We start from the raw sequence: 14753 nt of genomic DNA on the forward strand, positions 1-14753 counted from the left end.
GATTTCAAGTGTATTGTATCACTTTTCCGTAGGATTGTCGTTGTTTTCACAGTCAAAATTTATCATTGTGTAACAACGTTTCCATCCCCTAAAATGTTCCATAAATCTTGCATCAAACTTGTATTAATCGCTACATTATATTTTTTATCTAGGAGTTGTTTACGGTCATCTGCGGTCCGATAAATTAAAATCCTAGTATTGCCTGGATGATCTTGAATAACCCGCATTATATCCTGATAAATGGCACTTTCATCATGATCCGAATCAATTTTTAGATATAACTTTGGCCCACTGGTTTTAGCTTCGGAATTATGAACAACGTTTGCAGCTGGTTCAATCGAATTGGCCACTAACTGAAGTCCCCTTTGAACTTCAACATTACCAGCAATTACAACAACCATACCACTTTTTAACCATCCACTGATCTTATTATAAAGTTTGGGGAAAATAGTAACGTCAATATCACCAAACGGATCGTTTCCATCGATGAAAGCCATTAATTGTCCCTTTTTGGTTCGAATGGTTTTAACGTGGGACACAAATAAAATCATTTTGACGTTTTTAATTGGATCATGAACGTCGCTGGTATTTAAAGCATGAATCCGTTTCTGCAAACCAGCATAATGTTCGACGGGATGCCCAGTTAGATAAGTGCCTAAATATTCATTTTCCTTGTTAAGCTTATCCCAGTCGGAGAAATCATCCATCTTTTTGATTTTGGGAGCAAGTGCTTGGATTAATTCAATGGAATTCCCACTTAATTCAGCCGAACTAATAAACTCTGGAATAGCATTAATCAGTTCATGACGATTATAGCCAAACCCATCAAGCGCACCAGAATAAGCCAATGAATTAAGGAGATCAACTTTTCTAAATCTTGGATCAATTCGGCTGATTAACTCCTGTAAATCATGGAAGTTCCCATTTTTGCTTCGTTCGTCATCAATGTTTTTAATGAAATCAGTTCGCAAGCCCTTAATTGCCCGAAATCCAAATCGGATTTTTCCATTTTGATAAGTATAATCATCCATACTTTCATTAATATCTGGACGCTCAACCTGAATCCCAAACTCTTTTGCTTCTTGTACATAATTTTTAATTTTACGCGAATTCCCCAGAACAGAATTCAATAAAGATGCAAAAAAAGGACCAGGAAAATGAACCTTCAAATAAGCTAATTGAAACGCCATCTTGCTATAAGCAACTGCATGTGATTTATTAAATCCATAGTCAGCAAACCGTTCAATGTAATCAAACGTTGTTTCAGAAACGTCACTAGGATATCCATTTTTAGTTGCACCATCAATAAACTGGATCTTCATATCATCCATTTCTTTTTTGTGCTTCTTACTCATGGCACGTCTTAAAATGTCAGCTTGCCCAAGCGTAAAACCACCCATGGCTGATGCTAATTGCATCACTTGTTCCTGATAAACAATGATGCCAAACGTTGATCCAAGAATATCCCTAATGGTTTGGTTAGGATAATTAACTTTCTGTGTCCCATTCTTACGTGCAATAAACATATCAATATTTTTAATTGGACCGGGTCTATAAAGAGCATTAACGGCCGCTACCATATCAAAATTGTCAGGCTTTAGCTTACGTAACACACTTTGAATCCCAGATGACTCAAACTGAAAGACCCCATCAGTTTTGCCAGCCTGAAACAATTTCAGAGTTTTCTGATCGTTTAAATCAATTTCGTTGATTTTAAATTTTGGATCAATTTCAGAATGAATGATTCTTAAAATATTAGCCATTGTTGATAAGTTTCGTAGTCCAAGAAAATCGATCTTTAATAGTCCCACGCTTTCAACATAATATTTTGAATACTGTGTCATTAATAAGCCATCATTTCCGGATTGGAGTGGAGAACGATCAACAATCGGGTCTTCACTTAAAATCAAGCCCGCAGCGTGCGTTGAAAAATGACGTGGTAACCCTTCGAGTTTTTCTGCCGTATCAAACAACAATTGATTAACTTTTTGGTCTGCTAATAAATTCTTTAATTTTTGTGATTCTGACTCAGCTTTGCTTAGCGATTCATGCAATCGATTAGGAATTGCTGACGACCATTGTGACATCTGGGTTGGAGTCATTCCAAAGACCCGGCCAACATCACGAATGGCTTGTTTAGCGGCTAAGGTTCCAAACGTTACAATTTGGGCAACATGCTCATTTCCATACTTATGATGGACATACTGTAAAATGTCATCACGCCGATCATCAGGAATATCTAAATCAATATCTGGCATTTGAGCCCGTTCTTCGTTTAAAAACCGTTCAAACAATAGATTATACTTAATTGGATCAACATCGGTAATTCTTAAGGTATAAGCAACTAGCGAACCAGCTGATGAACCACGTCCGGGACCAGTAATAATACCATGCCGATGTGCAAAGTTTAAAACATCCCACACAATCAAAAAGTAATCATCAAAGCCCATGTGATTGATTACACTTAGTTCTCGATCAAGTCGCTTTTGGTATGCTGGTTGATCAAGCTGTCTTTCCTTTAGCCCCTGCTCACACAACTGACGTAAGTATGCTTTTGAAGTTAGCTGGTTCGGTGTGGTAAAACTTGGTAGTTTTGGTTGCTCTTGAGGAATATCAACGTTTACAGCATCAACAATTTTCTGATTATTTAAAACTGCCTGATCAAGTCCCAACTCGTGGTACTGACTCTCTACGTCATGGCGATCTTTTAGCCACTTAGATCCGACTTGATGTTGCTTTTCCATTGGATGATCCATTACTTTACCAGTCCCAATTGCCTTTAAAACCTCATTGGGAAAATAATCACTAGCATCCAAATATTCAACCGAATTAAGGGCGACCAAATCAACGTTCAGTTCAGCAGCTAGATCATGAATGTGGCTCATTAATAATTTAGATAAACTTAAATTAACTCCGATTTTGACTGAATTTAAATCAGAAACAGTTTTAATATCATTAATAAGCTTCCTTGCATCATCAGTTCTGCCAATCTCAATTAACTTTCTTAATTCACTATTTTCAGGAAAAATGACAAATAAATGATGAAATTGATTCTTGATCTTCTCAATGAGATTCGTTTGCTCATTATCCATCAATAATGATGAAATTTTCATCAAGTTTTGATACCCAGTATGATCCTTAGCAATCAAAACCAGTTCAGATGGCTCTTCCTTAAAAAACATTCCACTTAAAACCACCGTCAAACCGATAACCGGCTTAATCCCCTGGCGTTTAGCTTCATTATAGAACGCCACTGCTCCATAAAGTACGTTCCGGTCGGTTAACGCAACACTGTCATAACCACGTGCCCTGGCCTTCTCGATTAATTTTGGAACCGTATCAGTACTTTGAAGTAGGCTATAAGAAGTAATATTTTGTAATGGATTATATCCCAAATTTGTCATCTCCCTTCTTAAACTTCACTAATCATTATACCAAATGAAATTAGTAAAATTTATCAGACATTAGCTGATGTTTGCAATTGATTTTTTCCGTTATAGTGATAAACTACTCTTATTGAGAGGTGTTAATTATGAAGACATTTGCTGCTAACTTGACTGGTGCTTTCTGGGGTTTCGTCTATGGTGAAATTATTGGATACATTGGCTCTGCTTTAGTCGGTGCACCATATAATTGGATCCAAGTTGGAGTAATCGGCGCTGTTGTTGCACTAATTGCTTTCAATGGAATTAGATTGATTAGTCGTTAATTATAAACAAAAAATAACCTGCAGGTTGATTGATCTGCAGGTTATTTTTTTATTCTTTCGCAACGTCTTCTGAAATTTTGACGATCAAATCAACCGCTTTTTCCATTGTCTGAAGTGAAACATACTCAAAACGGCCATGCATGTTTTCGGGCCCGGCAAACAAATTAGGTGTCGGAATTCCAAGAAAAGAAATCTTAGAACCATCAGTCCCACCACGAACAGGATAAATATTTGGTTTAATACCAACCTCATTCATGGCATCTTTAGCAATATTAATCGGGGTCATATCCTTCTTAATTACCTCGGCCATGTTGTAATATTCATCATGCATTTCCAGTTCGACTCGACCGTCGCCGTACTTTTCATTAAATTGATCAACTAACTTCTGAATGAATTCTTTGCGTTCATTGAACTTATCTTTATCGTGATCACGGATAATGTAATCTAACTTTGCATGATCTGTCACCCCATCAATCGCCAATAGATAGTAAAATCCCTGACGATCCTTAGTGTTCTCCGGACGTTGATCCTTAGGCAACTGATTATGAAAATCAATGGCGAGTTGTGAAGCATTCACCATTACACCATAAGCATCACCAGGATGCACATCGGTTCCATTAAACTTAATTGTAGCGGCAGCTGCATTGAAAGTTTCGTACTCTAAATCTCCAAGCGGACCACCATCAACAGTATAGGCAAAATCAGCGCCAAAATCAGTAACGTCAAATTGATCAGCACCAGTTCCAATTTCCTCATCTGGTCCAAAACCAATTACAATATCACCATGTTTAATCTCAGGATGATCAATTAAATACTTCATTGCGGTCATGATTTCGGCCACACCAGCTTTATCATCGGCTCCTAAAAGAGTTGAACCATCGGTAGTAACCAACGTTTGACCAGCATACTTCTTAAGGGTTGGAAATACGTTAGGATCCAATTTGTACTTTCCGTCTTTATCAAGATTAATAACTGTTTTTCCGTCATAATCCTTTACGATCTGAGGATGAACGTGTTCGGAGTTAAAGTCAGCCGTATCAACGTGAGAAATGAATCCAATTTTAGGAACCTTTTGATCAATGTTACTAGGTAAATCCGCAAAAACGTATCCACTCTTTTCATTTGTTCGTACGTTTTTCATCCCAATGTCCTTTAACTCATAAGAAAGTTCATTTAGAAAATCAACTTCCTTTGGATCAGATGGAATCGTATCAGAATTGGGATTAGATCGCGTATTTACCCGTACATACTTTAAAAAGCGATCTAATAGTTGTTTACTATCAGCCATAGTTCTTCCTCCTATATAAACTCAAATGGATCCGTGTTCAATTGCGATGCAAATACATTGATTTTCCAATTATTTTCGTCGGACCAACGCGTAAACATTTCAGCTAATTTGTTTTTACAAATACTTTCGATATGGTGGCCAGGATCAATTGCAGACAGACCATTAGAAAGCATCTCTTGAGAAGTATGATAATACAAATCACCCGTAATATAAACTTGGACGCCTCGTTTAATTGCTTCTGGATAAAACTTTCCTCCATCACCACCAAGAATAGCAACTCGGGAAACATTTTGTTGATCATCATTCGTTACCATTCGTAAACCATTAATTCCAAACACTTGTTTACATAGTCTTCCCAAATCAATCACCTTCATTGGCCGTTTTAAATTGCCAAAGCGCCCCATCGAATAATTAGTTGGATTTCCGTTTGAATCTAAATGAGGAACAAGGCCAGTAGGATTGTGAAGACCAATGGCATCTGCCAACCAATCGTTCATGCCACCATTTGCATTATCCAAGTTGGTGTGAGCAGCGTACACGGTAATGTGATGTTCTAAAAGATTTGCGTACATCTGATTTTGTGGATCAGCCAGATCAAGATTCCTTGCTGGATGAAACATAACGGGATGGTGTGCAAATATAAAATCTACATCTCGATTAATTGCTTCTTCTACAACCTCTGGCCTTACATCGAGGGTCGTCATCACGTTCTTAATTTTCTGGTCCTTTGATCCAATTTGAAATCCAGTAGGATCATGAGGTTCAGCAAGTGAAAGAGGTGCAAATTCTTCAAATCTAGTGATCAAATCATTAACTGTGGTCATTTAAAATCTCCTTTAATTCTGCATTAATTTTCTGAATATGGCGAATTTTATCTAATGGTGGGTTAGTTGCATTATTCAAGTTATTCAACACAACCTTGTTCTTGCGAATTCGATCGGTCCACTTATCAATAAATTCTGGATTCTTTTGCTTTAAAAGAACAGGACCAAATCGCAATTCCTGCTTAGAATATTCCACCCGTTTGACAACTGGCTTAGCCAACATCATTTCATAAAAATGTCCTGCATCAAAAACAATGTTTTCCGCTTTAATTCCATATTGGTTGGATACTAACCACCTACGTAAACGAATTTCATCAACGTTTGGCTGAAGAATCAAAGCAGTTTGATCAGTTAGTTTATGCTTTCCCCGTTCAAGAATTTGGGTGATCAATTCCCCACCCATTCCAGCAATTACAATGGCGTTTACGTGATCATCAGGATTAATCACATCAAGTCCATCTCCCAATCGAGTTGTCATTTTATCAGTCAAATGCTGCTCTTCCATCTCAGATGTTGCATTTTTAAGTGGGCCAGGAGCTACTTCACCAGCAATTGCATACTTAATTAAATCTCGTTTTAATAGGTAAGCTGGAACATATGCATGATCGGAGCCAATATCTGCCATAATGGATCCATTAGGAACTAAATCAGAAACTGCTTGCAGTCGTGGCGATAATTTTTTTGCCGTCATTATCTTCCTCCAAATTCAATAAAAAAGGCAGCGATCCGTTGGGATCTCTGCCACTTTTTTTAATCTAAGAAATCTTTTAGTTGTTTACTACGTGATGGATGTCTCAATTTTCTCAGAGCTTTAGCTTCAATCTGACGAATTCGTTCTCGGGTAACACCAAAAACTTTTCCAACCTCTTCCAAAGTTCGAGTTCTTCCATCATCTAAGCCAAATCTCAACCGAAGAACATTTTCTTCACGATCAGTAAGCGTATCAAGGACACTTTCTAATTGTTCCTTTAAAAGTTCATAAGCTGCGTGATCAGCCGGACTCGTTGCATCTTCATCTTCAATAAAATCACCAAGATGAGAGTCATCCTCTTCCCCAATTGGGGTTTCAAGTGATACAGGTTCTTGAGCAATTTTGAGAATTTCTCGGACTTTTGAAGTTGGCATATCCATTTCAGCACCAATTTCTGATGGAAGTGGTTCTCTACCAAGATCCTGTAGTAATTGACGTTGAATTCGGATCAACTTATTAATGGTTTCAACCATATGAACTGGAATTCGAATCGTTCGAGCCTGATCCGCGATTGCCCGAGTAATTGCCTGTCTAATCCACCAGGTGGCATAGGTTGAGAACTTAAATCCTTTTCGATAATCAAACTTCTCAACGGCTTTCATTAGACCCATGTTACCTTCTTGAATTAGATCAAGGAATTGCATTCCACGACCAACGTAACGCTTAGCAATTGAAACAACTAATCGTAAGTTAGCCTCTGCTAATTCTTGTTTAGCGGTTTCATCACCCTGTTCAATTCTTAAAGCTAACTGAACTTCTTGGTCAGCCGTTAGTAGCGGAACACGTCCAATTTCTTTTAGGTACATTCTTACTGGATCATTAATCTTAACACCTTTGGAACTTGAAGCATTCTTTAATTCCTTTTGGGTAACTTTTTTAGCAGCCTTTAAAGCACGGGGGTCAGGCTCACCACTATCATCAACGATACTGATTCCAGAGTCCTCAATTTTTTCCATTAATTCATTCATTTGCTTCTTGTTCAAACTGAATGGAATTTGGAGTTCTTCTTCAAGGACCCCATAAGTGATATGACCCACCTTTTTGTACTTCTTCACAACCGCATCAAAAACTTTTTTGTATCCAGTTTTATCAAATTTTTCTTTACTAGTGGTCTTCTTGGCTCTAGTAGTTTTAGTTCTTGTGGTTTTCTTTGCAGTAGTCTTCTTAGTGCTTTTAGTTGCACTACTCTTTTTGGGAGCTGCCTTCGCAGTCTTATTTGTAGAATTTACTTCATTTTTCTTAATGTCTTTTTCTGCCATAGAAATTGCCTCCCATTACTGTCTTTTTACTGATACTTCTTTTGCAAATCCTGGTATTCCTTGCCCAATTGGGCAGCTTTCTCAATATCACCCAACTTTACAGCGTCCATCATGGCCTGATGCTTGGTTTTTAGTGACACTTCACCAGTTAAAGCTTGCCTTATTATTTTAACACAATCATCAATTTCTTTTTCACTTGGCTCATTGGATAAAGCAGCCATTTCAATATTAGCAAGCGTAGATTGTAAATCAGATTCTTTCAAAAAATCACTAAACTCTGCCGCACTATAATGATCATGATTTTGAAAATAGTGTTGTGCTAATAAATAAATTGTCTGATACTGATCGTGAACGAAACTGAACTCAGGATCATCTGTAACTTTCAACCACACGTTACAATTATTCAACATTCGCGATAAAAGTAACCGTTCCGCACTCTCAACCCGAGTAATCTTCTTAGGATTTTGATTCAACACTTCGGGAACTGTATCGGTTTTCAACATCCGAACTTGTTTTCTTTGACGTTTGTTAATAAATGTTGAGCGAATTTGCTTGCACTGAACGGTTAATGCATTCATATCTAACTCAAATTCATCTGAAAGCTGTTTTAGATAGACACTTCGTTCAACTGGTTTATCAATTTTAGCAATTACGTTTAAAGCCGCATCCACATAATTTAACTTTTCTTCATCATTACTTAAATCATACTGGGTTTTAAGAAAACGTAGCTCAAAAGAGACAGTAGTCTCCCGTGCACTTTTAATCGCATCTTTAAACTTGTCGTTTCCATATTTTCGCCGATATTCATCGGGGTCAATCCCATTTGGCATTTGAATTACGCCAACCGTAAACTGACCTTCATCACCCAAAAGTGAAATGGCACGTTTAGTAGCTTTTTGTCCAGGATTATCACCATCGTAGCAAACATAGACCTGATTAGTTAACTGATTAAACTGGTAAATTTGTTCATTAGTTAAACTAGTCCCCATTGAAGCCACACCGTTTTTTACTCCAGCTTGATAGGCTGAGATGACATCCATGAACCCCTCAAATAATATTAAGTTTTGTTCATTGCGAATGCTAGGTTTAGCTAGATCAATGTTATAAATGATTTTCCGTTTGTTAAAAATACTTGTCTCTGGACTATTCAAATACTTGGGAATATCAGGATCTTTGTGTAAAATCCTTCCTGAAAATCCCACAGTCTTAGAACTATCGTTCCTAATCGGATACATGATTCGATTTGTAAATCGATCGCTTAGTTCTCCATCTGAATTTTCAATGAATAACCCCGACTTCCTCAAAAGTTGATAATCGGCTTTTTTGTTCTCAAAGAATGGCTTTAATAATCGTTGCCCTGGAGCAAAACCTAAATTAAAAGTTTCGATCATGTCATCCGTGATTTTTCGATCATGAAGATACTTAAGAGCTGGGACACCTAGTTCGGTGTTAACCAACACATGATGATAAAGTTTGGCGGCCTCTTCTTGTAACTGAATAAGATTATTTTTCTCAGTGTGAACCGGAGAGTTATCACCACCATTTTGGATTGAATCAGGAAGCTTAATTCCCTCATCATTAGCCACTGCAATTACAGCTTCGGGAAAAGAAATTCCCTGTAAATCCATTAGGAATTTAAAAACATTCCCTCCACGACCACAACTAAAGCAGTGAAAAATTTGCTTACTTTCGGACACAGAAAAGGATGGTGTTCTCTCTTCATGAAACGGACACAAACCAAATAGGTTATTCCCAGACTTTTTCAAGTTAACGTATTTACTAACAACGTCAGTAATATTGGTCTGATTTAAGACATCATCAATTACCGTTTCGGGAATTTTTGCCATGAAATCACCATCCCTTCTTAGGATTACATACTACTATTTATTATTTTTATTTAACAATGATTTCATCAACCGCCGCAAATCGATCAATCAAACGTGCCAAATTAGTTAACTCAGCTAATCGGTTCGTTCTAACTTTCTCATCATCAACCATCACCATGGTTTGATCAAAATAATCATTAATGGCTGGACGCAAAGAAGTAAGTTCTTCAAAAGTTTGGTTAGCATTTAATTCATCGAAGTTTTGGCTGATTCGGTCAACTTGTTCATTAAGGACCCTTTCGGAGTCATTTTCAAACATGTTCGGATCGACTTCAAGTAATCCGTCTTTAAAATTACCCTTTTGTGCAATTCGAACCACTCTTGTTAAGGATTCAATGGCTTCCTTAAAGTGAGCATCATCCTTATGATCATTTAACGTCATTGCCGTTTCTACATTAAAGTAGATGTCACTGTCAGTGGAACCAACGGCTGCATCAATCAGATCATAACGAATATCCTGTGATTTTAATTGTCGCTTAATTCTTTCTTTAATAAAAGATACCACATCAGAAACAATTGGATTTTGATTAACCTTTGGTAAAACGTCGGCTTGCTTCTCTTGAGCAATCGCATTTTTCATAAGCGGAACAAGTGGCATCCGCCATTTTTCATTGGTAACAATTCTAACAATTCCAGCTGCTTGTCTTCTAAGGGCATATGGGTCGTTAGAACCGTTTGGAACCATGCCAGCAGCAAAGAAAGTCATAACACTATCAAGCTTATCAGCAACGGAAAGAACTGCACCAACTTTAGTTTTAGGTAACTGTCCATCAGCTGAAATTGGAAGATAATGTTCCCGAATTGCGGTAGCAACCTCAGGATCTTCACCAGCTAATAGGGCATATTTTTCACCCATCACACCTTGTAATTCGGCAAACTCGCCTACCATTCCAGTCACTAAATCAAACTTATAGATTTCGGCAGCTCGCTGTAAATGCTTTAACTGTTTTTCATCCAAGCCCACTTCTTCACCAATCAACTTTGCAATAACTTGAACACGTTGCATTTTATCATATTCAGATGAAATCTTATCATGAAAGCTTACCGTTTTAAGTTTATTTACATAGTCATCAATTGTTTGCTGTTGATCCTCATTATAGAAGAAATCAGCATCATCAAGACGCGCAGTTAAAACCTTTTCGTTTCCAGCTATCACGTTATCAAGATGATTTTCGTCCCCATTACGTACGGAAACAAAATAAGGTAATAAATTGCCATCTTGATCTTCAACATAAAAGAAACGTTGGTGGTTTCTCATTGAGGTAATTAAAACTTCACGTGGGATTTTTAAGAAATGATCATCAAATTTCCCAGCAAAGCTGGTTGGCCATTCAACCAGGTTATTAACCTCTTCAAGCAAGTCACTATCAATGTTAATTTTCCAATTGTGCTTTTTAGCAATGGCTTCAATTTGCTTCCGAATTAAGTCCTTACGTTTGTCTGCATCAGCAATTACATGTTGGTTAGTTAATGCTTCTTCATAATCCTTAGCATTTTTTAATTCGACGTCTTTTCCTAAGAATCGGTGTCCCCAAGTAGTTCGACCTGAATGAACATCAACGATTTGCATTGGAATAACTTCATCATCTAACAAGGCCACAATCCATTTAATGGGACGAATAAACTCAAACTTATTTGTTCCCCATTTCATAAGGGTTGGAAATGTCATGGACTTAACAACATTACTAAGTCCGCTTAAGACGACCTGGACTGGTTTCCCTTCAATGTGCTTTTTAACGAAGGCATATTTTGTGCCTTTGACGTCTTTGAAGACAATGTCCGCTGGAGATAATCCTTGTCCCTTAGTAAATCCAATGGCAGCTTTACTCCAATCACCATTTTTATCCTTTACAATTTTTTCGGCAGGACCCTTTACTTCTTCATCGACATCAGGCTGCTTATCAACCAGCCCCGTAATCTGAATTGCTAATCTGCGTGGGGTAGAAAATTTTTTGATTTGATCATAAGAAATTCGTTGATCTTTTAGGTATGCAGCCGTCTTATCTGCCAGTTGATTGACACTGGGAGTAACCACATGTGCTGGCATTTCTTCTAATCCAATTTCTAATAAAAATGTTCTTGACATTTATTTCTCCCCCTTTCCGTTATTACGATTATTACCATGTTTTTTATGTTTCTTTTTATCTTTTTGATCATCATGCAAAAGTTCTTGTCGTTTCTTTTCATCCTTAATGAGTGGGAAACCACGCTTTTTACGTTCTGCTACAAAAGCCTTCGCAATCGCATGTGCCATCTTTCTAATTCGTGATAAATAACCAGCACGTTCGGTTACCGAAACGGCGCCCCTGGCATCGAGTAAATTAAAAGTATGGCTACACTTCAAGATATAGTCGTAAGCAGGGTGAACTAGTCCAAGGGAAATTAATCGTTTAGCTTCCTTTTCATATGCATTAAACATTTGGTGCAACATCTTCTGATCGGACTCTTCAAAGCTATATTTGGAGTGTTCATACTCAGGTTCTTTAAAGATATCACCATACTTAACTCCATTACCCCACTCAAGATCAAAAACATTATTAACATCTTGAATGTATGAAGACAAACGTTCAAGTCCATATGTGATTTCAACGGCAACAGGATCCATGGTAAGTCCACCAACAACTTGGAAGTAAGTAAACTGGGTAACTTCCATTCCATCAAGCCAGACTTCCCATCCAACTCCCGCACATCCCATTGAAGGGTTTTCCCAGTTGTCTTCAACGAAACGAATATCATGTTCAAGAGGATTAATCCCCAACTGCTCTAATGAATTAATGTACAGTTCCTGAATGTTGTCCGGAGAGGGCTTCATCAAAACTTGAAATTGATGATGTTGATACAGTCGATTAGGATTTTCGCCATAACGACCATCAGCGGGACGTCTTGATGGTTCCACGTAACAAACGTTCCAGGGCTCTGGACCAATTGCACGTAGAAAAGTGTAAGGACTCATGGTTCCTGCACCTTTTTCCGTGTCATATGATTGCATCCTCATGCAACCTAATGAACTCCAATATGACTCTAAAGTACTGATAATATCTTGAACCGATAATTTTTCCGTCATTACTTTTTCCTCCTAATTAATAAGCAAATAAAAAAGCCTATGCAAAAGTATCACTACTTCTACATAGGGACGATTTATTCGCGGTTCCACCCTACTTCTGAACTTAATCAGCAACTCGAGATTAAACGACTCCGAAAGTGCCAATCCATATTAACATCGACCACTTCTCACCATCGTGGCTTCACTGAGATGTCATAAATATAAACCATCTTTCATCAAGGTCAGTTATTTAACTAACTTAATTATAAAATTATCAGTCACAACCGTCAACGTTTAATCATTATTTAAGGTTAATTTTCCAATCGTTCATCTGATCTAAAAATTTTTTACTTTTCAAATTCAATCCGACAGAACTATCATAAATTTTATCAATTACACTTCGTAATTTCTTCTTAGTTTTTTCATTAACCTGAATATTTCCGATCTTTTTTAAATTAACCGCTGAAAATAAACGAAGGTAGTAAATTGTCTTTTGATCTAAATGCATTCGATGAGGATCCATATTGAAATGATCCTCACAAATAATACCACCATACTCTTCCGAATAATCAAATTTTTTATTAGTTTGATGGCAGATCACACACGACTTAAAATCTGGTGCCACCCCAAAAACCGGTAATAATTGGATTTCAATAATATTAGTAACAACTTCAGCATCAAACCCACTGTTAATCATGTTCAACGCATAGTATAAACGATTAAACCAATCATTAATTTTAACCCCTTCAGGAAAAGCGGCATCAATTAACGTCATGATATAGGTGGCATATGCATCCAAATAAATGTCATTCGAAATTTGTTCAAAATGTTTAACGTCATTCCCACTACTAATGTATGACAATCCCTCTGGCCTTAAAGTACCTTCATAGGTCCCAAAACTAAAGGGTAAAATGTCTCCTGCCATTTTAAAATTAGCTTTATTAGCTCCCCTTACAAAGAACATTTTAAGTCCAGCTTCAGCCGTTAAAAATTTCACCAACATATCATGTTCACGATAATTTTTACGGTATAACAAAATTCCATGAAACATTTGGCTCTTTGGATTTACTGACAAAATATCACCTAGTAACTATCTTTGCGGTATCCTAATTGTCTTAAAGCGGATTCTTTTTCACGCCAACTCGGTTGAACCTTAACCCATAACTCCAGATATACCTTACTACCAAGTAAATCTTCAATTTCTTTTCGAGCTAAGGTTCCGATTTTTTTAAGCATTCCACCATTTTTGCCGATTAGGATACCTCTTTGACCTTTTCTTTCTACAATAATATTGGCATCAATATGAACATTACCATTATCTTGTGTCTTCATTTTTTCGACTTGCACAGCAACTGAATGAGGGATTTCCTGTCTGGTTAATTCCAAAACCTTTTCTCGAATCAATTCTCCTACGATAAAACGTTCGGGATGATCAGTAATTTCGTCATCCGGATAATACTGGGGACCCTCTGGAAGCTTAGCAACTAAAGTATTCAATAGTTCATCAACATTGTTACCCTGAAGAGCAGAAATTGGAAATACATCTGCCCAATCATAAGCCCGTTTATAGGTATCCATAATTGGTAATAAACTATTAGGATTAATCTCATCAATCTTATTAATAACCAAATAGACGGGACTATTAACCTGCTTTAGTTGATCAATAATATAATTATCGCCAGCTCCACGTGTCTCAGTTGCGCTGACCATAAATAGAACTGCGTCAACTTCTTTTAAAGAAGAGAGAGCAGCTTCATCCATATAGTCATCTAACTTGTTCTTAGGCTTATGGATTCCAGGAGTATCAATGAAAACAATCTGCGCATCATCAGTAGTGTAAATTCCCTGAATCTTGTTCCTTGTTGTTTGAGCCTTTTCAGACATAATGGCCACTTTTTGGCCAATCACTCGATTTAAAAACGTTGATTTACCAACATTGGGACGTCCTACAATTGCTACAAATCCTGATTTGTATTTTGAAGTCTCTGCCATA

11 protein-coding genes are annotated in these 14753 nt (G+C 37.3%); 1 reads left to right on the top strand and 10 read right to left on the bottom strand.

Features of this window, described 5'->3' with window-relative positions; translation table 11 throughout:
- Positions 1-62: 62 nt before the first annotated feature.
- Entirely contained in the window at positions 63-3404 is a 3342-nt protein-coding gene (dnaE, locus tag LfDm3_RS00315) for a DNA polymerase III subunit alpha (RefSeq protein WP_191978906.1), read from the bottom strand.
- A 128-nt stretch (positions 3405-3532) separates the two neighbouring features.
- Here dnaE and LfDm3_RS06735 point away from each other — a divergent pair, with 128 nt between their 5' ends.
- Entirely contained in the window at positions 3533-3709 is a 177-nt protein-coding gene (locus LfDm3_RS06735; RefSeq protein WP_010021395.1) for a YjzD family protein, read from the top strand.
- Positions 3710-3758: 49 nt separating this feature from the next.
- On the opposite strand, the gene pepT is transcribed toward LfDm3_RS06735, so the two are convergent.
- The 9 genes from pepT to era all read right to left on the bottom strand — a co-directional run bounded on the left by pepT (position 3759) and on the right by era (position 14752).
- Positions 3759-4997 (bottom strand): peptidase T, encoded by a 1239-nt coding sequence (gene pepT / locus LfDm3_RS00320; protein WP_039142947.1) that lies wholly within the window; start codon positions 4995-4997, stop codon positions 3759-3761.
- Between the two features lie 11 nt (positions 4998-5008).
- Complete coding sequence (locus tag LfDm3_RS00325) at positions 5009-5821, bottom strand: Nif3-like dinuclear metal center hexameric protein (protein ID WP_039142950.1); 813 nt, start codon at positions 5819-5821, stop codon at positions 5009-5011.
- Entirely contained in the window at positions 5808-6512 is a 705-nt protein-coding gene (locus tag LfDm3_RS00330; RefSeq protein ID WP_010021391.1) for a tRNA (adenine(22)-N(1))-methyltransferase, read from the bottom strand. The genes LfDm3_RS00325 and LfDm3_RS00330 overlap by 14 nt, the downstream gene beginning before the upstream one ends.
- A gap of 59 nt (positions 6513-6571) precedes the next feature.
- Positions 6572-7831: an RNA polymerase sigma factor RpoD gene (rpoD, locus tag LfDm3_RS00335; RefSeq protein ID WP_082019935.1), complete on the bottom strand. Its 1260-nt coding sequence runs from the start codon at positions 7829-7831 to the stop codon at positions 6572-6574.
- 26 nt (positions 7832-7857) lie between these two features.
- Positions 7858-9678, bottom strand: coding sequence for a DNA primase (dnaG, locus tag LfDm3_RS00340; RefSeq protein WP_039142953.1), 1821 nt, complete (start codon positions 9676-9678; stop codon positions 7858-7860).
- 46 nt (positions 9679-9724) lie between these two features.
- Complete coding sequence (glyS, locus tag LfDm3_RS00345) at positions 9725-11803, bottom strand: glycine--tRNA ligase subunit beta (RefSeq protein ID WP_039142959.1); 2079 nt, start codon at positions 11801-11803, stop codon at positions 9725-9727.
- On the bottom strand, positions 11804-12781 hold the full coding sequence (gene glyQ / locus LfDm3_RS00350; protein WP_010021385.1) for a glycine--tRNA ligase subunit alpha: 978 nt from the start codon (positions 12779-12781) through the stop codon (positions 11804-11806).
- Positions 12782-13061: 280 nt separating this feature from the next.
- Positions 13062-13811 (bottom strand): DNA repair protein RecO, encoded by a 750-nt coding sequence (recO, locus tag LfDm3_RS00355; RefSeq protein ID WP_039143056.1) that lies wholly within the window; start codon positions 13809-13811, stop codon positions 13062-13064.
- A gap of 32 nt (positions 13812-13843) precedes the next feature.
- Positions 13844-14752, bottom strand: coding sequence for a GTPase Era (gene era, locus LfDm3_RS00360; protein WP_010021382.1), 909 nt, complete (start codon positions 14750-14752; stop codon positions 13844-13846).
- Between the last annotated feature and the right edge of the window lies 1 nt (position 14753).

It is taken from the genome of Fructilactobacillus fructivorans (assembly GCF_000814735.1).
GTDB lineage: Bacteria > Bacillota > Bacilli > Lactobacillales > Lactobacillaceae > Fructilactobacillus > Fructilactobacillus fructivorans.